Raw genomic sequence first — 23,807 nt, 5'->3', positions numbered from 1 at the left:
CCAGTCGTCGATGTCGCCGTTGAGCATGTCGATGAGCAGCTGCCACCGCTCCAGGTAGCCCCGACGTAGGCCAGGGATCTTGTCCGCGAAGATGTTGTTGATCTCGAGGTAGTCGTGGTGCTGGTCGCTGCCGTCGACCGGCTCCGACTCCAGGTGGTCGAACGTGGTCACCAGGGCGAACGGCAGGTCGAAGTTGATGTGCGCGTTCACCCCGGCCGCCGCCGACGGCAGCGGGCGGGCATCAGGCCCCCGCATCCGCTCGAAGAGGCACGACCACGCCTTCGGAGTGCCGGGGCTGGAGTCGGTCCACAGCCGCATCGCGTCGAAGTACCGGGCGGCGAACTCGACGTCGAGCCGGGATAGGAAGACCGGATCGACGAAGCGGTCGTCGTACAGCCCGTCCAGCACGCTGCTGGTGATGGTCAGGTAAAGCTTGTTGAAGTCGGCCAGGGGGCAACTGTCTTCCAACGGTGGCAACCGGACCAGCATGTCCTGGAGCTTGGTCAGATGATCGACCACGGCCGGCACGTCCGCGGGATGATCGGCGAGCAGGTCGACGATGTCCCGGTGAACGGGCCCCCAGACCGGTTCGATCATTTCTCCTCCATTGTGGTCGGCGGCATCCCCCGTGCCGTCGTCGACGCGGCCCAGCCTCTCAGCCGACACCCGCCCGCCGGATCAGTAAAACGACGTATCCCGGCGCGAACACGCGCCGGGATACGTACGCAGTGGTGGGTCAGGCCCGTTGGTTGCGCAACTGGATCGCGCTGGCCTGCACGCGGGTACGGACCTGGAGTTTGTCGAAGATGTGCGACACGTGCACCCCGATGGTCCGCTCGCTGATGAACAGCCGCTGCCCGATCTCCCTGTTGGTCAGCCCCTCGGCGACCAGTGCGAGCACTTCCCGCTCCCGGGCGGTGAGCGCCGCCAACTCGTCGTCGGACGCCTCGACCGGGACGCCGCGGGCACCGGTGCTGCTGTCGCGCTCGTCCAGCGACACCCGGGCCCGCCCGGCCAGCTCGCGGATCTCCGAGGTCAACGGCACCGCGCCCAAGCCCTGCGCCACCCGGTACGCCTCCCGCAGGAGCTTGCCGGCGGTGGCCACCCGGCTGCGCCGAGCCAGCAGCGCCTCGGCCTGCCGCAGCCGTGAGTAGGCCGCCGGATAGGGGTGATTGCGTCGATCCCACTCGGCCGCCGACGCGGCCCACAGCTCCGGATCGCTGCCGTCGAGGCGGCTGACCTCGGCGGCGCACAGCGCCAGGAAGCCCTCCACCACCGAGCGCACCGGCCGAGCGGCACCGGCGCTCTTGCGGGCCACCCGCTCGGCCACCTCCCGCAGCCGGCGTACCGCCGTGGGGTCCACCTCCACCGTGCGGCTGGCGTGCGCCTCGGCCTCGGCGCGCAGGCCGTGCCAGACCAGCGCCGAGAGGATCATCACGTCGTCGGAACGGCTCTCGGTGAGGCCGCGCTGCACCGCCTGCCGCGCCACATCGTGCCGGCCCTCCCACATGGCCAGCCCGGAGCGCAGGGTGAGCAACGGAATGACGTGTCGCGCCCCGCCGCCGGCGAGCAGGGTCGCCACCGCGTCGAGATCCCGACCGGCGGCCTCGATGTCGCCGTAGCCCACCGACAGCCGGCACCGGGCCAGCAGCAGTTCCACGGCGTCCGCACCGGACGGTCGGTGCCGCAGGGCCGCCGCCACCACCTTCTCCGCCTCGGCCCACTGGCCCACCCGGAACAGCCCGTTGATGGCGATGGCCAGCAGCCGGGTGCCCCAGGTGCGACCCAGCCCCAGCTCGGCCACCCGTTCGGCGCCCCGCCGGGCCACCACCACGCCCTCTTCGAGGACGTTCAGCGGCCCGGTCAGCAGCTCCGCCAGGTGCAGGTACGCGCAGGCCACGTCCTCGGGCTGACCGGCACGCTCGGCGGTGTCGAGGGCGTCGCGCATGACCGCCAGACCGGCGTCCGGGTCTTCCAGACAGGCGTCGCTGAAGCCCAACGCCGAACTGGCCAGCACCACCTCGGTTGCCGAGCCCGCCACGTTCTCGGCCAACGCGAGCGCCTCGCGGGCCCGCTCACCGGCGTCGGCGTAGCGACCCAGGTGCAGCAGTAGCTCGGCCAGGCGGGCGGCGGCGCTCGCCCGGTCCCGAGGGGAGCAGTCCCCCGCCTTCAGCGCCCGCTGGTATTCCTCCTCGGCCAGCGCGGAGCGACCGGCGGCGGCCAGGTAACGGGCCCGGCGGATGTGCAGCGCGCAGCTCGGCTCGCCACCCCGCAGTGTGGCCAACTCCTCCAGCAGGGCCAACGCGCGGGCGTGCTCCCCGCAGTGGTGGGCCGCCTCGGCGGCGTTCTCGAGCAACTCGACCCGGTCCACAGTCAGCGGGCCCGGCTCGGCGGCCAACTGCAACGCCGCCGACCAGTGCCGGTGCGCCTCGGCGTAACCGTGCAGCCGCTCGGCCTCCTGGGCGGCGGCCACCGCCGCCGGCAGAGCGCGCGCCGGCTCGCCGGCCAGCCGCCAGTGGTGCGCCAGCCGGGCCTGGTGCAGCTCACCCGGCGCCGTGGTCAGCGCCTCGGCGTAGCGGCGGTGCAGCCCGGAGCGCTCGGCCGGCAGGAGCTCGTGCGCCAGCACCTCGGCCACCAGGCGGTGCCGCAGCCGGTAACCCTCGTCGGCGCCGACAAGCAGCCGGTGCGCCACCGCGGCCCGCGCCGCGGCGATCAGCTCGTCCTCCGGCATCCGCAGCACCTCGGCCAGAAGCCAGTGCTGCACCGGCTCGACCCCGGCGGCCACCGCGTGCACCACGGCGTGCGCGTGCTGGGGCAGCGCGTCGACCCGGTCGAGGAAGATCTCCCGCAGGGTCTCGGACAGGCCGTCGCGGCCGTCGCGCAGATCCCGGGCCAACTCCTCGATGACGAACGGGTTGCCACCGCTGCGCTGCCACACCTGCTCGGCCGCGTCCGCGGTCAGCGTCCGGCCGACCACAGCGGCAGCGAGCGTCTCGGTGTCGGCCCGACCCAGCGGCGCCAGGTCGAGCACCCGCACCGTGCGGAGCCGACGCAGCTCGGTGAGCACCCGGCGCAACGGGTGCGCGCCCTGCAACGACTCGGCGCGCACCGCCGCCAACACCGACAACTGAAGATCACCCAAGCCGGCGAGCAGGTAGAGCAGGAGCTGCCGGGTGCTGCGGTCGACCCACTGGAGGTCGTCGAGGATCAGCACCAGCGGGCGACCCTCGGCGATCAGATGCAGGCCACGGGAGACCCGCTCCAGCAACGCGCCAGCGCCGTCCGGGCCGGCGGTCTCGTCGGCGAACATCTGCAGCAGCCCTCGCACCGCCGAGGAGGTGCGGGCGGGCGAAGCGGACACCTCGGTGTCGAACCGGCGCAGCGCCTGCAACAGCGGGTGCAGCGGGGAGGCGTCGCCGATGTCCAGGCAGCTGCCGGTGAGCACGACGGCGCCCCGCTCCCGTAGGTGGTCGCCGATCTCGCCCAACAGCCGGGTCTTTCCCACACCGCTCTCGCCGGTCAGGAAGACCGCCGCGGTCTGCCCGTGCGCGGCGTCGCCGAGCAACGCGGACCGAACCGTCTGCACCAGCTCGGCCCGGCCCACGAGCGGTGCGGTGTCCACATCGCTGGCCATGCCACGCAGCCTAATCACAGTGCCCCTCACCGTTCTACGGCCGCCCATCGCTTGTGGTACTCCTCGCGTCGACTTTGCGACTAAAGGTTGCAGGTGGCCGACATACGTCGTTCGGCAGATCCCCCGTCGGCCCACTAATGCCAATCTCCGGAGGTGATCAGGCAACAGCGGGAAGAAAGGCCGGTGCGACACCCATGACCACCAGCATCATCGTCGACACGCAACGGACCGTCACCCCGCTCTGGCCGGTACCCCAGGAGAGGCGCGTCGTCACCGTCCTCTTCGCGGACATCGTCGGCTCCACGGCCCTGGTGGACCGTCTCGACCCCGAGGACGTCCGAGCGTTGCAGCGGGCCTACTTCGACACCGTCGCAGGTGTGCTGCACCGCTGGCACGGGGTGGTGGAGAAGTACATCGGCGACGCCGTGATGGCGCTCTTCGGCGCTCGGCACTCCGACGGCTTCGACGCGTACCGGGCGGTGCGCGCCGGGCTCGAGATCCAGGCCGCGCTGGACCGACGGCCCATGGTCGACGGCATCAGGCTGCGTGTCCGGGTCGGTGTCGCCACCGGCGAGGTCGTCGTCGACCTGGGCGACGTCGTCACCGGTGGGCACGGCGTGGCCAGCGGCGCGGTGATCACCACTGCGGCCCGCCTGCAGGAGTACGCCGCGCCCGGTGCCGTGGCGCTCTGCGCGGCCACCGCGCGCGCCACCGCCGGCCTGATCACCCAGCGTCAGCTGACGCCGGTGCCGGTCGCCGGTCGGGTGCCGCCGGTGCCGGTCTGGCACGCCGTCGGTCCGGTACGCCCCGGCGCCGACCGGCACGACGGCCCGTTGATCGGTCGACGCCGCGAACTGGCGACCATCCGCGACCAGGTGGGCGCGGCCATCCGAACCCGGACACCACGGTGGATCTCACTGGTCGGCCCCACCGGCAGCGGCCGCAGCCGGCTGCTGCACGAGCTGACCCGTGGGTTGACCACGGTGGACGGATTGTCGGTCCGCTGGTGCGTGGCGCACTGTCAGCCGTACCCCGATCAGGTGTTGGCGCCGGTCGCGCACCTGCTCCGCGGCCTCGCCGGGATCCGGCACAGCGACGGCCCGGCGGCGGTCCACGACCGGCTCGTCGCCGCCCTGACGCCGCTGTTCCCGCCGACCCGGGTGGCCACCGCGGTCCCGGCGCTCCAGCGGATGCTGACCACCCCGGACGGCTCGGCCGCCGCCCTCGCCGGCGCGTCGATCTGCCGCGAGGTCCTGCTGCGGCTGGCCGCCCACCGGCCGCTGATCGTGGCCGTCGACGACCTGGACCGGGCCGCACCCGCGGTGAGCCGTTTCCTGCACGCGCTGTTCGGCGCGGCGACGGAGCGCGGGCTGCCGCTGGCCCTGCTGACCGTGCACCAGCCGCAATGGGCCGACACCCGGCCCGGCCCGGCCCGCCAGATGACGATCGGACCACTGGCCACTGTGCAGTCCGGACGGCTGCTGCGCCACCTGCTCACCCGGGCCGGGCAGCCGGTGGCCCTCGTCGACCGGCTGCTGCCGCTGGTGGGAGGCCGCCCCGGGCACGCGGCGGCGTACGTCACGTCGCTGGTGGACGGCGCCGACCCGGCGGCGCTCCCGCTGCCCGAGGCGGTACGCCGGGCCGTCGGCGCGGAGCTGGACCACCTCGACGGTGAGCGGCGGGCGGTGCTGATGGCCGCCGGCACCCTCGGCGGCCTGATCTCCGCGGCGGCCGTGGACCGGGCACTCGGCTGGACGCCCGGCCGGTCCGCACCCGCGCTCCGCACGCTGGTCGCCGCCGGGCTGCTGCTCCCCCATCACGTCGACGGGTACGCGTTCGCCGCTCCAGCGCTGCGCCAGGTCGCCGCCGAGCGGTTGCCCCGCGCCCTGCGCGCCGTCTTCCAACACCGACTCGCAGGCGCGCCGCACCTCGACACCGTGCACCGGGACGCCAACCCGCCCGCTGGTGCGGTCAACGGCTCGGCGGCGAGGAGTGCCGAGATCGTGCGCCTCGACACCGTCGGCGCTCGGACCGGCCGCCTCGACGCGGTCTTCGCGGCGCTGGCCTCGACCGGGCCGGGCGGTGCCACCGGCCCGACCGCGCCGAGGCGAGGCAGCCCCATCCCGACGAAGGCCACTCGTCCCGCCGCGTCGGGTTCCGACACCAACCGTCCGGCGGGCCCACGCCGGCTCCGAGCCGTCGCCTCGGCGGGCGACGTACCGCCGACGCCGGCGACCCGACCTCCGCGCGGTGCGGGCGGTGACCCATCCCGGGACATCGGACGGGCCGCACCGCCGATCCGATCCGCGCCGACGAGTTCGGCTGGGCACTGGACACCCGCCGATGCCGGGGTGGTGCGGGCAGTACCCCGCCCACCGTTGATCCGCCCACTGGACGGCCTGCCCGCCTCTGCCTGACTCTGGGCATCGGGGCGGTTCAGGACAGGTCAGGACGGTCGTCCGCCGAACTGCCAGTTGTGCACCTCGATGTCGGCGTACCGGTCCACGGTCAGGATGGCGCGCGCCGCGTCCGGGTTAGGCGCCCGGAGCAGCGCGGCGGTGCCGAGCCAGGTGATGCCGTCGTCGGCCAGCAGGGGCCCGTACGCGATCAGCTCGTCCGGGTCGGGCGGCACGGCCAGGTCGCCGGCCGGCCCGGCGCCGAGGCCGAGCACCAGGTAACGGTTGCCGCCGGTCCGGCCGCCGGGGAAGTCCCACATGGTGCGGCCCAACGTGTTGCGCCACCGGCGCAGCAGCACGTCCCGGTACACGCCGGCCTGGTAGTTCGGTTCCTCGAATGCGAATGCCCGCGCGGCGGCCGGGTCGGGCACGTCGACGATGTGCACGCTGCCGGTGGGCGTGTCGCCGACGAAGGTCGGGCCACGGGCGATCATTCCCGCCGCGTACCGGTCCATGTACGACCAGTGCTCGGGCAACAGTTCGTCGCGCAACGTGGCCGAGCCGGGCCGGTCATTGTGGTAACAGAGAAACTCCACGCCGCATTCTCGCCGGGTGCCCCTCGTCGGCGGCGGGCCGGGTGCCGCAGTGGCCCTCCGGTACGGACGCCGAGGCCAGCAGCGCGCGCCTGCCGTGAGCTGGCTGCCGGGTGTCCCGTGGGAGCGGATGAGCCGCCCACCAGCGCGACTAGGATTGGTCCGTCATGCTGCTACGGGTGCTCGGGCCGCTTGAGGTCGAGGTCGACACAGGCGGGCCGGTCGACCTCGGCGGCCCCCGCCAACGCGCCGTGCTCGCACTGCTGCTCGCGGCCCGCGGTGAGGTCGTCTCCGTCGGGCAGATGATCGAGGATCTGTGGCGGGGTGACCCGCCACCCCGGGCGATCGCCTCCCTCCAGGCGTACGTCTCGCATCTGCGCCGCCTCCTGGAGCCGGCCCGCGAGCGACGAACGCCGGCCCGGGTCCTGGTCACCGCGCCACCGGGCTACGCGCTGCGGCTGCCGGCGGACGCCGTCGACGCCGGTCGGTTCGAGACGCTGCTGGCCGAGGCGCGTGCGGTCGGCCCCGTAGACCCGGGCCGGGCACGCCGGTTGCTCAGCGTCGGGCTCGATCTGTGGCGCGGTCGGGCGTACGCCGAATTCGCCGGTGAGCCGTGGGCGCAGCCGGAGGTGCTGCGGCTGGAGGAACTGCGGCTCGGCGCCCGGGAACTGCTGCTCGACGTGACAGTGCGCTGCGGCGACGCGGCCGAGGCGGTGCCGGAGGCGGAGCTGTTGACCCGGCAGGCGCCGCTGCGGGAGGAGAGCTGGCGGCTGCTGGCGCTGGCGTTGTGGCGTACCGGTCGGCAGGGCGACGCGCTCGCCGCGCTGCGCCGGGCCCGGGCGACCCTGGCCGACCAGCTCGGACTGGACCCGGGCCCGGCGTTGGTCGAGGTGGAGTCCGCCATCCTGGGCCAGCGACTCGACCTGCTGCCACCGGTGGCGGCGACAGCGGTACGCGTTCAGCGGCAGGCGTCGGAGGAGGTCTTCGTCGGCCGGGAGGCCGAGCTGGAGGCGCTCCGGCAGACAGCCGCCGAGACGGTGGCGACCGGGCCGCGAGTCGCTCTGCTCAGCGGCGAGGCCGGGGCCGGCAAGACGAGCCTGCTCACCCGGTTTCGGGGCGAGCTCACCGCCCACGGCTGGCTGGTCGCCGTCGGCCGCTGCCCCGAGGTCGAGGGCGCCCCGCCGGCCTGGGCCTGGGTCGAGGCGCTGCGGCAACTCGCCGAGCAGGCACCCCCGGGTGACCGCGCACCGGCGCTCGCCCCGCTGCTCGGTGGGGGCGACGGCGAGCCCGGCGGCGACGTCACCGCCGGCCGGTTCCGGCTGCACCGCGCCGTCGGCGCCTGGTTGGACGCCGCAGCGGCCCGCAGACCGGTCACCGTGATCCTCGACGACCTGCACGCCGCCGACGCGGAGACGTTGCTGCTGTTGCAGAGCGTCACCGAGATGACCACCGGCACCGTCCTGTTCGTCGCGGCGGTGCGTCCCGCCGACAACACCGAGCGGCTCGCCGACACGATGGCCGTCCTGGCCCGCCGGTCACCACAGCGGATCCCGTTGGGCGGTCTGAGCACGTCCGAGGTCGAACGGCTGCTCGGCGCGCTGTCCCGCAGCACCGTCGACCCGGACACGGTCGCCGCGTTGGCCGAGCGGACCGGCGGCAACCCGTTCTACGTCCGGGAGTCGGCGCGACTGCTCGCCGCCGAGGGCACGCTCGTGGCCACCTCCGACGTGCCCGAGGGCGTACGCGACGTGCTGCGCCGACGACTCTCCCGCCTCCCGTCGACGGCCGTCTCGGTGCTGCGTCTCGCCTCGGCCGTGGGGCGGGAGGCCGAGGTGCGAACGCTCGTCGACGCCGCCGGCACCGACGAGGGCACCGTCCTGCGGGCACTGGAAACCGGGTTGGCCGCCGGGTTGCTCACCGAACCGGCGCCCGGGCGGGTGCGGTTCGTGCACGGCTTGGTCTGCGACACCATCTACACCGACCTGCCACAACTGCGCCGCACCCGCCTGCACGCGCGGATCGCCGCCGCCACCCGTCGGCTGCGGCCCGACGACTACCCCGCCCTGGCCCACCAGTACGCCCGCGCCGCGTCGGCCGACACCGCGCCGCTCGCCGTCGACTACGCCATCCGGGCCGCCGAGCTGGCCGAGCGGCGGTACGCGTACGACGCCGCGATCGAGCTGCTCGGCAACGCTGTCGAGGCCGCCGGCACTGTCGCCGGGGACCGCGACGCGCTCCGGGTCGACCTGCTCGGGCGGCTGCTGCGCGCCCAGGCGCGGGCCGGCGCGGTGGCGGCCGCCCGGCAGACCCGCGCTCGGGCGGTCGACGTCGCCGCGGCGTCCGGCCGCGACGACCTGCTGGTCGCGGCGTTCACCGCGTGGACCGTCCCCACCCCGTGGCTGACCCACGAGTACGGCGTGGTGGACGACCGGGTCGTCGAACTGCTCACCCGACTGCTGCGCGCCGACGACCTGGACCCGGTCGCCCGCTGCCGGCTGCTGGAGGCGCTGGCCACGGAGTTGGACGGCGAGTCCGATCCGCGAGGCGTGGCGGCCGGACGGGAGGCGCTGACTCTCTCGCAGCGGCTGGACGACCCCGAGCTGCGCGCTCTCGGGCTGGCCGCGCGGCTGCGCACCATGAGCTACGAGCGGGAGGCGCCGGACCGCCGGGCCTTCGCCCTGGAGCTGCGTGACCTCGCCGACGAGCACGGGCTGGTGACCTACCGCTCGGTCGCCGAGCAGGCGCTGGGCCACTGCGCTGCCGCGCTCAACGAGCCGGACGAACTGCGCCTCAGCGTCGCCCGGCAGGGGCGGCTGGCCGAGACGTACCAGCTGAACGAGGCGCAGACGATCAACCTGTGCTCGTTGGGCGCCCTCGCGCACATCGCCGGCGACTTCGACGCGGCGCGGCGGCACTACGACCAGGTCGCCGTGCAGATGCGGCGGCAGGGTTCGCTGCACGCCGAGGCCTTCCACTACTTCTCGACCGGCACCCTGCTGATCAGCCAGGGGCGGTTCGGTGAGCACCTGGAGGCGACGCGGCGGGTACGGGGGTCGTTGGGCCCGATCGTGGACGACCTGCTGGCGCTGGCGCTGATCGGGAGCGGACGCCTGGACGAGGCGCGGGCCATGCCGATCGGGCGGCACACCTACCGCCCGGACTATTTCGAGTCGGCGCTGCTCAGCGTGCGCGGGATGGTCGTCGTGGCGCTGGGTCGACGGGACCTGGCCCACCCCGTGATCGACGCGCTGCTCCCGGTACGCGACCAACTGGCCGGTTTCTCCACCACAGCGGCGGTGGTGCGGCCGGTCGCGCTGACCCTCGGTGAGCTGTTCCGGCTGGTGGGCCGCACCGAGGAGGCGACCCTGCACTTCACTCTCGCCGCGCGGGTCGCCCGCCGGTGGGAGTCGCCGCACTGGCTGGCCGAGGCGACGGCGGCGATGGTCCGCTGACCGTCAGGGTTGGTGGATTCCAAGCCGGTTCCAAGTGGCACCGAGCATGATCAACAGATCTGTGCCAGTTGATCCCTCGGAAAGGTCACCGTTGAACCAGAACCACCGCGAAGCCATGGCCGACGTACGCGACATGTACATGGCGCACTCGGCGCTCCGTCGCGAGTTCAGCCTGCTGCCGCAGCTCGTCCGCGACGTCACCCCGGGCGACGCCACGCGCGCGGAGGTCGTCGGCGCCCACGCCGAGATGCTCTGCCACATCCTGCACCTGCACCACGAGGGCGAGGACCTGCTGCTCTGGCCCCTGCTGCTGGAGCGCGGCGGCGCGGAGGCCGCGGCGATCGTGCCCACCATGGAGGCGCAGCACCACGCCATCGAGGACGCCCACGCGGCGGTGGTCGGCCTCCTCCCCCAGTGGCGCCGCACCGCCCGCGGCGGTGAGCACCTCGCGGACGCCCTGGAGCAGCTACGCGCCGCGCTGATCGAGCACATGGCCCTGGAGGAGAGCGAGATCCTGCCGCTGGCGCAACGGCACGTCACCGCCCGGGAGTGGATGCAGCTCGGCGAGCACGGCATGAGCAAGTCCCCGAAGAAGCAGCTCCCGCTGGCCTTCGGCATTGCCATGTACGAGGGCGACCCGGAGGTGGTCAAGGCCGTGCTGGCGCACGCTCCGCTGCCGGCCCGGCTACTCATGCCGATCATCGCGCCCCGGCTGTTCGCCAGTCACGCCAAGCGGGTGCACGGCACCGCCACGCCCCCGCGCATCGGCGCCAGCGTCCGCTGAGCGAGGTCGGCGAAACTCCGCCTCACCCCTGCACATGATCGATCCGGTGACCCGGCCGGCCGGGATCCCAGCCGGCCGGGTCGCCGGGACTGCTAGCCCACTTGGCTGCCTCTGGATACCGACGCCGGCGGTGCCAACCGCGCCACGGGCGGGAGCGGCGAGATGTCCGGAGAGGCTTGGAACGCCGAGATGGCGAGCGCGGCGAAGCGCCGCGAGGCGCTGACCTGAGTAGTCGGTGAGGTCGCGTGGATACCGCTGTTGGCCATGAGCACGAGGATGACGTCGTCCAGGACGAAGTCGGGGCGGAGGCGACCGGCGTCCTTGGCGCGGCGGGCCAGCTCGTCGATCGCTCTGAGCGCGTATTCACGGCGCGCCTCGAAATCAACTGCTTTGGGAAAGGTCGATATGAGAGCTGCGGTAAAGCCTCGGTCGCGTGCGTGCAGTTCACACATTTTCTCGATCACGAGACAGAAACCGCGCCATGGATCCGAATCGGCAAGGCCCTCGTCGACAACGCCGCGACACGCGTACATCTGTTCTGTGAATGCCTCGGTGACCAGCATCTCCTTGGTCGGAAATCGGCGGTACAGGGTGGCGGGTGCGACCCCGGCCCGCCGGGCAACCTCCCGCATCGGCACGTCCAGGCCGTCAACGGCGAAGACCGCGCGGGCGGCGTCGAGGATGCGCTCGCGGTTGTCCAGGGCGTCGGAGCGAAGAGCGTGAGGCAAACGATCGGTCACGGCTCTCACTTTAGCGAGGCGGACAGCGGCGTGCGTTAGCGTCCGTCTGCATGAGGGCTTTGCAATTTTCGAAGTACGGTCCCGCGAGTGTCCTTGAGGTCTCGGAGGCACCGGAACCCCATGCCGGACCCGGCCAGATACGGGTGGCGGTTCGGGCGTCGGGTGTCAATCCGGCCGACACCTACGTTCGCGCCGGCCGATTCCAGGAGTGGATTCCGCTCCGCCTGCCGCACGTGCCCGGTGTCGACGCTGCCGGCGTGGTGGACGAGGTCGGTGACGGGGTGACCACGGCTCGGGTAGGCGACGAGGTTTTCGGGATCACGGACTACGCCCAGATGGGCGGAGCGAACGCCGAACACGCCGTCCTGGCCGCGTGGGCACGGAAGCCGGCCGCCCTGACCTGGGAGCAGGCCGGCGGCGCGGCGGGCAACATCGAGACGGCCACCCGAGTGCTCGACCTGCTGGGCGTCAAGGACGGCACCACGCTGTTGATCGAGGGCGCGGCCGGCGGGGTCGGTACGACCGCGATCCAGCTCGCTGTCGCTCGCGGCGCGGCCGTCATCGGCACGGCCAGCGACCGCAATCACGAGTTCGTCGCCTCGCTCGGGGCGATCCCGACCACCTACGGCCCCGGGCTGGCCGAGCGTGTCCACACTCTGGTGCCCGGCGGGGTGGATGTCGTACTCGACTGTGCCGGCTCCGGTTCGCTGCCAGACCTGGTCGGCTTGGTCGCGAGCCCGGACCGGGTGGTGAGCATCGCCGACATCAACGCCGCTGCCTACGGTGTGCACCTGTCGCGCGGCTCTGGCCCCGGCGCGGACACACCGGCACTCGACGGAATCGCCGCCGCCGGCGAACTCGCCGAGCGGGGTCGTTTCACAGTGCCGGTCGCGGCCATGTTCTCGCTGGAAGAGGCGGCCGCCGCCCACGAGCTGAGTGAATCCCGCCATGCGCGAGGCAAGATCGTGCTGAAGCCGTAGGTGCTCCGCAACCTCTGTCCACCTGACCCGAGCACGCGCGGCCGAGCATCCGGTGTGGTGGGCGAGCGCCACGCGAGCGTGGTCCGCGGGACGGGTGCTCAGCGGGCGGCCAGGAAGGCCAGCACGCGCGGCCAGACCGCCGCGGTGGCGTCCGGGGAGTACTCGGCCAGGTCCGGGTCGGTGAACAGGTGACCCACGCCGGGATAGCGGAAGACCGCCAGGTCGGCACCGGCGTCGGTCATGCCCTGCTGCCACTCGTCGACCTCGTCCGGCGCGTCGTACGGGTCGGGGTCGGCGAGGTGCAGGTGCATCGGCAACCCGGGTCGGACCGCGTCCGGGTCGCCGCCAGTGCCGTGCAGCAGGAGCAGACCGGCGGCGGCGGGGCGTTCGGCCAGCAGCGCCCCGGCCACCCCGGCGCCCATCGAGAAGCCGGCGAGCACAGTCTCCGGTGGCAGGTCACGCAGCGCGGCCCGGGCCCGGTCCAGAACCACCTCGTGGCCGATCTTGTCGAGCAGCGCGAAGCCGTCCTCGACGGTGTCGGCTGCCGGGACGCCGTACAGGTCGGGGGTGCTGACCTGGTGCCCGGCGGCGTGCAACCGGTCGGCGGCGGCGCGCACGGCGGGTCGCAGCCCGTACACGGAGTGGAACAGCACGACGTGTCGCATCCGGTCATCCTGCCGCAGCCGACCGGCCGTCCGGTGTGGGCACGCGGAGGGGGACCATGATCGTGGTCGAGTCATCGGGTAGCCACCCGGGGCTGACGGTGGCGAACGGTGCGCCGGATGGCGACATCGGTGGCCGACTGAGCTGCTCTACGGGGAGGAAACGGTCGGAGGCAGGTCGTCGTCTCGGCCGGTCTGAGGTAGCCCAGCCGAAGCGGCGATGGCGTTGACTGCCTCGTTCAGTCCGGTGGTCTCGGGTAGGACGAGTTCGTCGGGCCAGCCCAGGACGTCGTGGGCGGCGTACCAGCCGCTCATGTGCTCGGCGGTGAACTCACTGACCTGCGGGCGGGTGAGGTGCCGGCGCAGGGTCTCGGCCAGGGACACGTCGAGGTAGCAGAACAGGGACCGGCCGCGGTGGTCGTCCCGCAGGGAGGTCAGCACGCTGCGGTAGCGGCTGCTGTGCATGATGCCCTCCAGCACCACGTGGTAGCCGTGGTCGAGGGCGATCCGAACGGTCTGCGCGATCAACGCCGGTGCCGCCCCGCCGGGCTTGTCCCGCTCGCGCAGCAGGATGCGGCGCAGGTAGTCCTGCTCGACGAGGGCGCAGCCCCGGCCGTGCCGGCGTCGTAGCTCGCGGGCGATGCTGCTCTTGCCGGAGCCGGAGTTGCCCCGGACGCAGACGAGGATCGTGTCCGGGCTGCCAGCGGGTTCAGCTAGCACGCTGCGCCCTCGACGAGGGCTTCGGTGAGGCCGCCGGCCAGGTCCGTCGTGTGTCGAGGTCGTCCGGTTCGAGGACCGGCAGCAGGACCTTCACGTCGCCGATCGTGGTGGTGCGCAGGTGTCCTCAACCTGTGTGGGCGCGGGGTGGGCACGCCATCCCTGCGGTCCGTCGTCACGACGTCACCCGCGAATCAAGAGTCAGACCAGTGCCGCCAGCCGCGCGACCAGGGCCGTCGGTGGCGGCATCGCGGCGATCTCGCGGCTGACCTGCGTGGCAGCGGTCCGCAGGCGCTCGTCGGTGAGCAGCTGGGTCAGTGCCCGCGCGGTGATGTCCCGGGGACGCAGCGCCAGGCCGGCGCCGCGGCGGGCCACCAGCTCGGCGTTGTGCCGCCGGTCCCCCGGACCCGTGGTGGCCAGTTGGGGCCGGCCTGCGGCGAGGGCGCCGAAGGCGCTGCCCGCACCACCGTGGTGCACCAGTGCCGCGCTCGCCGGCAACGCCTCGTCGAGCGGAATCCAGCCGACCACCCGTACGTTGCCGGGCACCGAGCGGGCCGAGCGTTCGTCGGGGCGGACCAGCACGATCTCGGCGTCCACCTGGGCGGCGGCGGCCACCACGGCGGGCATCGGCCCCCGGTCGCCGGGGCCGGTGAGGGTGCTGCGGGTGACCAGGATCCGGGGGCGCTCACCCGGCTCACGCAGCCAGGCTGGCAGTTCCCCGCCGCCGACATAGGACGTGTAGCGCATCGGCCAGCCGCCCTGCGTGGCGACGCTGGGTGGGGCCACGGCGAGGGCGGCGGCCGGCGCGGGCAGCTCGGTGAGGCCGTGGCGGCGCAGTGCGGCGCCGAGTCGGGCGACTGTGGCGCGGACCAGGTCCCGGCCGTCGAAGAGGGCGTTCTCCTGGCGTACGGCCGGCACGTCGAGCCGCGCGGCGGCCACCGCGCCGGCGACCGCGAACGGCTCGTACAGCACCAGATCCGGCCGCCACCGGGTGGCCAGCGCTACCACCGGGTCGACGAGCTGGTCGTTGAGCGCGCCGAACAGCAGGCCGGCGCCCCGGGTGCCGGCGGTGCCGGCCATTTCCGCCCGTGCGATCAGCGGATGGCGGGGGAAGACCCGCAGCGCGATCCGGCCGAATTCGAAGCCCGGCGCGATGTCGTGCACCGGCAGACCAGCGTCGGCGGCGGCCAGGGCTCCGCCGCCGGTGGCCACCAGCACGTCGTGGCCGGCGTCGCGGAGCGCGACAGCGAGCGGCACCAACGGGAAGACGTGCCCGACGAGCGGGGCGGAGACCACCAGCACGCGCATGGGCACGATCCTATGTCGACCACTGCCACTGCCGAGGACCCGGAACGTCGGCAGCGACTAGCCGGACGGTCGCTGGTCGACGATGCGGCGCATCTTGCCCATCGACCGCTCCACGGTGTCGGGGGCCAGGACGTCGACCGCCACGCTCACGCCGATGGTGTTCTTCACCAACTGGACCAGCGCGTCGCCGGCCCGGTCGGCGGCGTCTACGTCGATGTCGGCCCGCCGCTCCACCCGCACCGTCAGGGTGTCCAGCCGACCGCGCCGGTCGAGGACGCACTGGAAGTGCGGTGACAGCTGCGGGGTGCGCAGGATCAGCTCCTCGATCTGGGTGGGGAAGATGTTCACCCCCCGCAGGATCATCATGTCGTCGGTGCGGCCGGTGATCTTCTCGATCCGGCGCATCGGGCGGGCGGTGCCGGGCAGCAGGCGGGTCAGGTCGCGGGTGCGGTAGCGCACAACCGGCATCGCCTCCTTGGTCAGGGAGGTCAACACCAGCTCACCCCGCTCGCCGTCGGGCAGCACCGCCCCGGTGACCGGGTCGATGATCTCCGGGTAGAAGTGGTCCTCCCAGAGGTGCAGCCCGTCCTTGGTCTCGACGCACTCGGTCGCCACGCCGGGGCCCATCACCTCGGACAGCCCGTAGATGTCGACGGCGTGGATGTCCAATTGCTGCTCGATCTCGCGGCGCATGTCCTCGGTCCACGGCTCGGCCCCGAAGATGCCCACCCGCAGTGAGGTGGCGCGTGGGTCGATGCCCTGGCGGCGCATCTCGTCGACGATGGCCAGTAGGTAGCTGGGCGTGACCATGATGACCTCGGGCTCGAAGTCGCGGATCAACATCACCTGACGCTCGGTCATGCCCCCGGAGACCGGGATGACAGTGCAGCCCAGCTCCTCGGCCCCGTAGTGCGCGCCCAGGCCGCCGGTGAAGAGCCCGTAGCCGTACGCGACGTGCACCCGGTCGCCGGGGCGGCCACCGGAGGCGCGGATCGAGCGGGCCATCAGTCGCGCCCAGGTGCGCAGGTCGTCGCGGGTGTAGCCGACCACCGTCGGCCGGCCGGTGGTGCCGGAGGAGGCGTGCAGGCGGGCCACCCGCTCCCGGGGTACGGCGAACATGCCGAATGGGTAGTTCTCCCGCAGCTCCGCCTTGCCAGTGAACGGGAAGCGCGCCAGGTCGTCGAGATCCCGGCAGTCGTCGGGGTGCACCCCGGCCGCGTCGAACGCCTGCCGGTAGTGCGGCACGTTGTCGTACGCGTGCCGCAGCGACCAGCGCAGTCGGTCGCGTTGCAGGGCGCGCAGCTCGTCGATGCCGGCGCGCTCGATCGGCTCCAGCTCCTCGGGACGAGGGGTGCGGTCCTGCATCGGCTGCCTCCTTGGCGCGGCGGTCCCGGTGGGGCTGCGGGTACCGTACGCCCGCTGTCGCCGGGCCCGGCGGGGCGGTCAGCGGGTGGCCGGCAGCCGGTGCAGGGCGTCGACCAGCGGCGCCAGCTCGGGGGTGGCCTCCGCCTGGGCGAGCGCGTCAGCGAGCACCCGGTCGTGGGTCGGTCGGGTCTGGGCGAGCAGCTCGGAGCCGGCCGGGGTCAGCTCGGTGTAGATGCCGCGCCGGTCGTCGGCGCAGAGGATGCGGGTGAGCAGCCCTCGCTGTTCGAGGCGGGTGACCAGCCGGGTGGTGGCGCTGCCGGAGAGCGCGGCGGCGCGGGCGAGCTGGCTCATCCGCATGTGCCAGCCGTCCTGGCGGGAAAGCGCGTCGAGCACCGTGTATTCGACGACGGAGAGGTCGTGGCCGGCCTGTAGGGCCCGCTCCAGGGATGCCTCGATCAGCCCGTGCAGGGCGGCGAGGGTGCGCCAGCCCTGCGCGCGGATCTCGACCGCGTCGTCGGCGATGCCCATGCCGGCCCTCCTCGGTGTGATCTGAACGGACCCCAGGTTACCACGCTTGCGCCGATATGAAGCGCGTGCAAGTATTTCGTTGCCGGCGCGCGTAGTTGCACGCGCCGCATATCTGACCCCTCCCGATGGGAAGACCATGTCCGTACGCCCACAGTCCCTGCCGCCCGGCCTGATCGCGCTGGCCATCGGCGCCTTCGGCATCGGGCTCACCGAGTTCGTGATCATGGGGCTGCTGCCCGAGGTGGCCGCCGACTTCGCGGTCACCGAGCCGGTGGCCGGCTGGTTGATCTCCGGCTACGCGCTCAGCGTGGCCGTCGGCGGCGTCGCTCTCACCGCGGCGGTCACCCGCCTACCGCGCAAACCCGTGCTGCTCGGCCTGATGGTGCTGTTCATCATCGGCAACCTGCTCTCCGCCATCGCCGGCGACTACGCCGTGATGATGGCCGGCCGGATCGTCGCCGCGCTCTGCCACGGCGCGTTCTTCGGCATCGGCGCCGTCGTCGCCGCCGGCCTGGTCGCACCGGCCCGACGGGCGGGCGCCATCGCCATGATGTTCGCCGGCCTGACCATCGCCAACGTGCTCGGCGTGCCGTTCGGCACCTTCCTCGGGCAGCACTTCGGCTGGCGGTCGACGTTCTGGGCGATCACCGCCATCGGGGTGGTCGCCCTGATCGGGTTGGCCCTGCTCATCCCGGCGGCCGACACCGCCAACGCCGACCGCCCGGCCGGAGGGCTGCGCGGCGAGTTGCGGGCCTTCACCCACCCGCAGGTCTGGCTCTCCCTGGTGATCACCGTCCTGGGCTTCGGTGGGATGTTCGGCGCGTTCACCTACATCGCCTACACGTTGACCGAGGTCAGCGGCTTCGCCACCAGCACCGTGCCGTGGCTGCTCGTCCTCTTCGGCGTGGGGCTCTTCGCGGGCAACCTGCTCGGCGGCCGGGCGGCCGACAGGTCACTGTCGCGCACGCTGGTCACCGTCCTGGCGGTGCTTACAGTGGTGCTCGTCGGCTTCGCGCTGACCGCCACGAATCCGGTGCTGACCATCGTCGCGCTGGTGCTGATGGGCGGTTTCGGCTTCGCCACAGTGCCGCCGCTGCAAATGCGGATCATGCGGTACGCCCACCAGGCGCCGACCCTGGCGTCCGGGGCGAACATCGCCGCGTTCAACCTCGGCAACGCGTTGGGCGCCTGGATCGGTGGGGTGACCATCGCCGCCGGACTCGGCTACACCTCGCCGATCTGGGCCGGCGCCGCACTCACCCTCATCGGTCTGGGCGTGCTCCTCGGCGCGCTACGGCTGGCCCGCCGCGACGAGCCGTCCCGGGCCGACGCGAGCCTGGTGGACGCCCCGGTCTGACCTCGCCGGAAAGACGACGCCGGGCCGGGCGGATGCCCGACCCGGCGTCGCTCTGATCATCGCCCTGCCATCTTCTCGCAATTGCAAAACATGTGCAACAAGGTCTGGACAACGCGCTCGTGCCGTAACTAGCCTGATCGTCATGAGTCCTTACATCGTGGATCCCTGGGCCTGGCAGGAGAGCTGGGACCGCCAGCAGGAGGCCTACCTCCCGGACCGGGAACACCGGTTCACCGCCATGCTCGACACCGTCGACGCGGTCCTCGACGGCCGGCCGCCGCGCGTGCTCGACCTGGCCGGCGGCACCGGCAGCATCTCGCTGCGGACGCTGGCGCGTTTCCCCGCCGCCGAGACGACAGTGGTCGACCTCGACCCGGCGCTGCTCGCCATCGCCGGCGCCTCACTGGCCGAGCGGGCCACCATCATCACGGCCGACCTCGGCACCCCCGAGTGGCGCTCCACGCTCCCCCACCAGGAGTACGACGCCGTGCTCACCGCCACCGCCCTGCACTGGCTGCCGGCCGACCGGCTCGGGCAGCTCTACGCCGAACTGCGCGACGTGCTGCGACCGGGCGGGGTCTTCGTCAACGCCGACCACATGCCCGACGACACCCTGCCGGAGCTGACCAAGCGGCTGATGGACCGGGCCCGGGACCGGCGCAACGCCCGGTACGCCGCCGGCTCGATGCTGTCCTGGTCGGACTGGTGGGAGCGGGCCGGCGCCGACCCGGCGCTCGCCCCGTTGGTCGCCCAACGACACGAGATCTACCCAACCGGGCACAGCCCCGAGTGGAACCCACCGGTCTCCTGGCACCTCGCCGCGCTCACCGCGGCGGGCTTCAGCGAGGTCGGCACGGTCTGGCGAGGCGGCCCGGACGCCGTTGTCGCGGCAGTGCGCTGACGCCACCCTCGTCAGCAGCGCGCTGACGCCGCCCTCACCGGGAGGTGACCGACGTCGCCGTCGCCGGCACTAGGCTGAGGAGCCGTGCCAGAGCCGTTCGAGCCGCGTACCGACCCCGACGTCGACCTGCGCGTCCCCGCCGACCGCCGCGAGCTGACCGCGCGCCCCGCGACGGTCCTCGCCGCGATCGCGGCCGGCGGGGTGCTCGGCGCGCTGGCCCGGGCCGGCCTGCAACACGCCGTTCCGCACCCACCGGCCGGCTTCGGTTGGGCCACGTTCACCATCAACACGTCCGGCTGTCTCCTGATCGGCGTGCTGATGGCGGTGCTCGGGCACCTCGACGGCGGGCCCCCGTTGGCTCGCCCGTTCCTCGGGGTCGGGGTGCTCGGTGGTTTCACCACCTTCTCCACCTACGCGGTCGACGTCCAGCAGGCGATCGTCGCGGGCGCGCCGGGCACCGCGCTGGCGTACCTCGCCGCGACGGTGCTCGGGGCGCTCGTCGCGGTCGCCGTGGGCGACGCCGTCACCGCCGGGCTGCTGCGTCTGGTGACCCGATGACAGTGCTGCTCATCGCCCTGGGCGCGGCCGTCGGTGCGCCGTTGCGCTACCTCACCGACCGGGCCGTGCAGTCCCGGCACGGCTCGGCGTTCCCTTGGGGAACACTGCTCGTCAACGTGTCCGGGTCGTTGCTGCTCGGCGTCCTGGTCGGGTGGCCGGCCAGCCCGTCCGTCAGCGCGTTGCTCGGCACCGGGTTCTGCGGCGCGCTGACCACCTACTCCACCTTCAGCTACGAGACGCTGCGGCTGACCACTGGCGGTCATCGGCTCCTCGCGCTGGTCAACGTGCTCGGCAGCGTGGCCGCCGGGCTCGCCGCGGCCACCGCCGGCTACGCGGTGGCCCGCGCCCTGATCGGCTGACCGCACACCAGCCGCAGCGCGCCCGTCTCCATCCCCAGCGAACGCCTCACCAGCGACGATCCACCACACACCGAGGGTATATACGCGAGGTATACCCTCGGTGTAGTCTGCTGGCATGAGCGTGCCACTGACCCTCCTCGGACTCCTCGAACGCGAGCCCAGCCACGGTTACGACCTGAAGCGCGACTACGACGCCTTCTTCGGCCGGGGCAAGCCACTGCCGTTCGGCCAGGTCTACTCCACCCTGAGCCGACTGGCCCGCGACGGCAAGGTGGTGATCAGCGACGTCGCCCCGGGCTCCGGCCCCGACCGCAAGCGCTACATCATCACCGACGTCGGCGCGACCGAGGTCGAGCAGTGGCTGACCCAACCGGTCGACCCGGAACCGCACCTGCAGACGGTGCTCTTCGCCAAGGTCGTGCTCGCGCTGATGCTGGACCGCCCGGCCGCCGAATACCTCGACACCCAGCGCAGCGCGCACCTGCACCGGATGCGCGAGCTGACCGAGATCAAGCGCGCCGGCAGCCTGGTCGACGCGCTGCTCGCCGACCACGGCCTCTACCACCTGGAGGCCGACCTCCGATGGATCGAGATGACCGACGCCCGCCTGGACGCCCTGCGGAAAGAGGTACGGCCGTGAGCGTCGTGATCGAAGCGCGCGACGTCGAGTTCTCCTTCGGTCAGACCCCCGCCCTGCGCGGCGCCAGCGTCGCCGTGGAGGCGGGCGAGATCCTCGCCGTCATGGGCCCCAGCGGTTCGGGCAAGTCCACCCTGCTGCACTGCCTGGCCGGCATCCTGGTGCCCGACTCCGGCGAGATCCTCTTCGACGGGGCCCGGGTGCACGCCATGGCCGAGACCGAGCGCAGCAGCCTGCGCCGGGACCGGTTCGGCTTCGTGTTCCAGTTCGGTCAACTCGTCCCCGAGCTGACCGCTGTGGAGAACGTCGCGCTGCCGCTGCTGCTCAGCGGCGTACACCGCAAGCAGGCGCTGCCCAGGGCGCGAGCCTGGTTCGCGCGCCTCGGGCTGGACGGCCTGGAGCAGCGGCGCTCGGGTGAGCTCTCCGGCGGGCAGGCGCAACGGGTCGCCCTGGCTCGCGGCCTGGTCGCCGAGCCGCAGGTGCTCTTCGCCGACGAGCCGACCGGCGCGCTCGACTCGCTCACCGGCGAGCAGGTGATGGACCTGCTGGTCGGGGCCGCCCGCGAGCAGGGCACCACCGTCATCCTGGTCACCCACGAGCCGAGGATCGCGGCGTACGCCGACCGCGAGGTCATGGTCCGCGACGGGCGCGTGAACGCGCCGGACCGGATCGCCTCGTGATCCGCTTCGGGCTCCGCCTCGCCGTGGCCGGCGGCCGTGAGGCGCTCACCCGCCTGATCGTCATCGCCGCCGCCGTCGCGGTCGGCAGCGGTCTGCTGCTGACCACTCTCGCCGGGGTCAACGCGGTCAACTCCCAGCTCACCCGGTACGCGTCGGTCTATCCCAACGCCTCGACGGGCGGCGACGCCGATCCCCTGTGGTGGTCGACGCGCGAGGACTACTTCCACGGCAAGCAGATCATTCGGATCGACGTCGCGGCCACCGGGCCGAGCGCCCCCACTCCGACCGGCATCCCGAGCACGCCCGGCCCCGGGGAGTACTACGCCTCCCCCGCCCTGCGCGACCTGCTGGCCGCTCACCCGGCCGACGAACTCGGCGAGCGCTATCCGGGGCGCGCCGTCGGCACCGTCGGCCCGGCCGCACTTACCTCACCGGACACCCTGCTCGTCATCATGGGTCGCACCCCCGACGAAGTGGCCGCGCTGCCCGCCGCCACGAAGCTCACCCGCGTCGGCGACACCCCCGCGCTCCCCGAGACAACGATGAACCTCATCCTGGGCGTGATCGCCGGCGGGCTGCTGTTCCCGTTGCTGATCTTCGTCGGCACCGCCACCCGGCTCAGCGCGGCCCGCCGGGAGCAGCGCTTCGCCGCGATGCGCCTGGTCGGCGCCACCCCGAGGCAGATCTCGGTGGTCGCGGCGGTGGAGGCGACTACCGCTGCCGTCGTCGGCACCGCCGTCGGCTTCGGCCTGTTCTACGCCTTCCGCGGCCCGATGGCTGGCATCCCGTTCACGGGCATGCCGTTCTTCCCCAGCGACATGTCGCTGGGCCTGCTGGACGTCCTGCTCGTGGCGCTCGGCGTCCCGGCCGGCGCGGCCGTGGCGGCCCAGGTCTCGTTGCGCCGGGTCCGGATCTCGCCGCTGGGCGTCACCCGGCGGGTCACACCCCGGGCGCCGCGCGCGTACCGGCTGATTCCGATGGTGCTCGGCGTCGCCGTGCTGCTCTTCGCCATCGGCTTCCGGCCCGAGACGTCCGACGGCCAGGCCGCGGTGTTCCTGCCCGGACTGCTGCTCATCATGGCCGGCCTGGTCTTCGCCGGCCCGTGGCTGACGATGGTCGGCGCCCGGGTGATGGCCCGGTACGCCAACCGCCCGGCCACGCTCATCGCCGCGCGTCGCCTCGCTGACAACCCGAAGGCCGGCTTCCGGGCGATCAGCGGCATCATGCTCGCGCTCTTCGTCACGAGCGTGTCCGTCGGCGTGATCACCACGATCGTCGCCAACCGCGGCCCGGCACCGGTCGGCTCGACCGAGGCGGGACAGGTGTCGCTCTACCTTCCTGAGGATGCACCGGCGACGCCTGACTCGCTCTTCACCGACCTACGCTCGATGACCGGCGTGCGGTCGGCCTTCGCGGTGCGCGAGAACCCGGACTGGATGAGCGCCAGCGAGCCCGGCCTGATCGCGTGCGCCGAGATCCCGAGCGCGTACGGCCGGTGCGCCGAGGGCGCCACCGTTGCCGAGGTAGCGACGGGTCTCATCCCCTTCCGGGAGTCGGCGTCGTCCACCAGGGTCTGGCCCGCCGCATCGGTTCCACTCGGCGAACTCCAACAGCTGCCGGTGATGTCGATCGTCGTCGACACGGACGGTTCCGCCGCCACCATCGAGCGCTCGCGGACCGTGCTCGAGACCGCCCTGCCGGCCTTCCGGGTGGCGCCGAACGTGCCCGGTGACTTCGAGTCGGAGTTCGCCAACACGCTGCGCGGCTGGGAACAACTGGCAAACGTCATCATCATCGCCAGCCTCGCGCTCGGTGGGTGCAGCCTCGCGGTCAGCGTCATCGGCGGTCTCACCGAACGCCGACGCCCGTTCAGCCTGCTGCGCCTCAGCGGCGCTCCGGTGCGGGTCCTGCGCCGGGTGGTGGCGTTGGAGAGCGCCGTGCCGATGCTCGCCGTCGCCGCCGTCGCCATCGGCATGGGCCTCCTCGCCGCCCACCTGTTCCTGCGGGCACAGATGGGCTACACCCTCGTCGCGCCGGAGCCGGGCTTCTACGTGATCGTCGTGGTCGGGTTGGCAGCCTGCCTCGGCGTCATCGCCTCCACCCTGCCGCTGCTGGAACGCATCACCGGGCCGGAGACCGCCCGCAGCGAGTGATCG

Annotated in this window: 20 protein-coding genes and 1 pseudogene; 11 read left to right on the top strand and 10 right to left on the bottom strand. The window is 72.9% G+C overall.

The genetic code is table 11. From position 1 onward, the window contains the following. A partial coding sequence (locus tag NIE111_RS22095; protein ID WP_238686196.1) for a DUF5995 family protein occupies positions 1-597 on the bottom strand: 597 nt, incomplete at its 3' end. Between the two features lie 139 nt (positions 598-736). Then, entirely contained in the window at positions 737-3,634 is a 2,898-nt protein-coding gene (locus NIE111_RS22090) for a helix-turn-helix transcriptional regulator (RefSeq protein WP_238686195.1), read from the bottom strand. 194 nt (positions 3,635-3,828) lie between these two features. On the opposite strand from NIE111_RS22090, the gene NIE111_RS22085 reads away from it, so the two are divergent. Then, complete coding sequence (locus NIE111_RS22085; RefSeq protein WP_238686194.1) at positions 3,829-6,051, top strand: adenylate/guanylate cyclase domain-containing protein; 2,223 nt, start codon at positions 3,829-3,831, stop codon at positions 6,049-6,051. Between the two features lie 29 nt (positions 6,052-6,080). Here NIE111_RS22085 and NIE111_RS22080 read toward each other — a convergent pair whose 3' ends face one another. After that, a complete protein-coding gene (locus NIE111_RS22080; protein WP_238686193.1) occupies positions 6,081-6,626 on the bottom strand; it encodes a YciI family protein in 546 nt (181 codons plus the stop codon). 164 nt (positions 6,627-6,790) lie between these two features. Between NIE111_RS22080 and NIE111_RS22075 the strand changes: the two genes are divergently transcribed. Together NIE111_RS22075 and NIE111_RS22070 are read left to right on the top strand one after the other, a co-directional pair. Beyond that, positions 6,791-10,075 carry an ATP-binding protein gene (locus tag NIE111_RS22075; protein ID WP_238686192.1) on the top strand — a complete coding sequence of 1,095 codons (3,285 nt, stop codon included), beginning with the start codon at positions 6,791-6,793 and terminating at the stop codon, positions 10,073-10,075. Between the two features lie 115 nt (positions 10,076-10,190). After that, positions 10,191-10,859, top strand: coding sequence for a hemerythrin domain-containing protein (locus NIE111_RS22070; protein ID WP_238686191.1), 669 nt, complete (start codon positions 10,191-10,193; stop codon positions 10,857-10,859). 92 nt (positions 10,860-10,951) lie between these two features. On the opposite strand, the gene NIE111_RS22065 is transcribed toward NIE111_RS22070, so the two are convergent. Next, positions 10,952-11,599 carry a TetR/AcrR family transcriptional regulator gene (locus tag NIE111_RS22065; RefSeq protein ID WP_238686190.1) on the bottom strand — a complete coding sequence of 216 codons (648 nt, stop codon included), beginning with the start codon at positions 11,597-11,599 and terminating at the stop codon, positions 10,952-10,954. 50 nt (positions 11,600-11,649) lie between these two features. Here NIE111_RS22065 and NIE111_RS22060 point away from each other — a divergent pair, with 50 nt between their 5' ends. Further along, positions 11,650-12,579, top strand: coding sequence for an NADP-dependent oxidoreductase (locus NIE111_RS22060; RefSeq protein ID WP_274531486.1), 930 nt, complete (start codon positions 11,650-11,652; stop codon positions 12,577-12,579). Positions 12,580-12,677: 98 nt separating this feature from the next. Here the strand turns inward: NIE111_RS22060 and NIE111_RS22055 are convergent, their stop codons facing one another. The 6 genes and pseudogenes from NIE111_RS22055 to NIE111_RS22030 form a co-directional block, all read right to left on the bottom strand. Then, on the bottom strand, positions 12,678-13,244 hold the full coding sequence (locus NIE111_RS22055; RefSeq protein WP_238686188.1) for a dienelactone hydrolase family protein: 567 nt from the start codon (positions 13,242-13,244) through the stop codon (positions 12,678-12,680). Between the two features lie 147 nt (positions 13,245-13,391). Further along, positions 13,392-13,961 carry a kinase gene (locus NIE111_RS22050; RefSeq protein ID WP_238686187.1) on the bottom strand — a complete coding sequence of 190 codons (570 nt, stop codon included), beginning with the start codon at positions 13,959-13,961 and terminating at the stop codon, positions 13,392-13,394. Beyond that, positions 13,961-14,079: pseudogene (locus tag NIE111_RS22045) on the bottom strand (pentapeptide repeat-containing protein); the annotation flags it as partial. The pseudogene NIE111_RS22045 and the gene NIE111_RS22050, both read right to left, overlap by 1 nt. 80 nt (positions 14,080-14,159) lie before the next feature. Further along, positions 14,160-15,266 (bottom strand): nucleotide disphospho-sugar-binding domain-containing protein, encoded by a 1,107-nt coding sequence (locus tag NIE111_RS22040; protein ID WP_238686186.1) that lies wholly within the window; start codon positions 15,264-15,266, stop codon positions 14,160-14,162. Between the two features lie 57 nt (positions 15,267-15,323). Further along, positions 15,324-16,631 carry a phenylacetate--CoA ligase PaaK gene (gene paaK, locus NIE111_RS22035; protein WP_238686185.1) on the bottom strand — a complete coding sequence of 436 codons (1,308 nt, stop codon included), beginning with the start codon at positions 16,629-16,631 and terminating at the stop codon, positions 15,324-15,326. Positions 16,632-16,709: 78 nt separating this feature from the next. Further along, positions 16,710-17,159 (bottom strand): MarR family winged helix-turn-helix transcriptional regulator, encoded by a 450-nt coding sequence (locus NIE111_RS22030; protein WP_238686184.1) that lies wholly within the window; start codon positions 17,157-17,159, stop codon positions 16,710-16,712. A 136-nt stretch (positions 17,160-17,295) separates the two neighbouring features. On the opposite strand from NIE111_RS22030, the gene NIE111_RS22025 reads away from it, so the two are divergent. The 7 genes from NIE111_RS22025 to NIE111_RS21995 all read left to right on the top strand — a co-directional run bounded on the left by NIE111_RS22025 (position 17,296) and on the right by NIE111_RS21995 (position 23,804). Continuing rightward, the gene (locus tag NIE111_RS22025) at positions 17,296-18,516 is read left to right on the top strand and encodes an MFS transporter (protein WP_238686183.1); all 1,221 of its coding nucleotides are present in this window, start codon (positions 17,296-17,298) and stop codon (positions 18,514-18,516) included. 142 nt (positions 18,517-18,658) lie between these two features. Then, the gene (locus NIE111_RS22020; protein ID WP_238686182.1) at positions 18,659-19,417 is read left to right on the top strand and encodes a class I SAM-dependent methyltransferase; all 759 of its coding nucleotides are present in this window, start codon (positions 18,659-18,661) and stop codon (positions 19,415-19,417) included. An 84-nt stretch (positions 19,418-19,501) separates the two neighbouring features. Continuing rightward, a complete protein-coding gene (locus NIE111_RS22015) occupies positions 19,502-19,975 on the top strand; it encodes a fluoride efflux transporter FluC (protein WP_238686181.1) in 474 nt (157 codons plus the stop codon). Then, positions 19,972-20,334 (top strand): fluoride efflux transporter CrcB, encoded by a 363-nt coding sequence (gene crcB / locus NIE111_RS22010; protein ID WP_238686180.1) that lies wholly within the window; start codon positions 19,972-19,974, stop codon positions 20,332-20,334. Before NIE111_RS22015 ends, crcB begins: the two co-directional genes overlap by 4 nt. 115 nt (positions 20,335-20,449) lie before the next feature. Further along, a complete protein-coding gene (locus tag NIE111_RS22005) occupies positions 20,450-20,974 on the top strand; it encodes a PadR family transcriptional regulator (RefSeq protein ID WP_238686179.1) in 525 nt (174 codons plus the stop codon). Continuing rightward, entirely contained in the window at positions 20,971-21,651 is a 681-nt protein-coding gene (locus NIE111_RS22000) for an ABC transporter ATP-binding protein (RefSeq protein WP_112672048.1), read from the top strand. The genes NIE111_RS22005 and NIE111_RS22000 overlap by 4 nt, the downstream gene beginning before the upstream one ends. Further along, positions 21,648-23,804 (top strand): ABC transporter permease, encoded by a 2,157-nt coding sequence (locus tag NIE111_RS21995; protein ID WP_238686178.1) that lies wholly within the window; start codon positions 21,648-21,650, stop codon positions 23,802-23,804. The genes NIE111_RS22000 and NIE111_RS21995 overlap by 4 nt, the downstream gene beginning before the upstream one ends. The last annotated feature ends 3 nt before the right edge of the window (positions 23,805-23,807 follow it).

Source organism: Micromonospora hortensis (genome assembly GCF_022230935.1).
GTDB classification, from domain to species: Bacteria; Actinomycetota; Actinomycetes; order Mycobacteriales; family Micromonosporaceae; genus Micromonospora; species Micromonospora hortensis.
The sequence above is the reverse complement of the archived record's forward strand: the minus strand, read 5'-3'. Positions and strand labels throughout refer to the sequence as shown.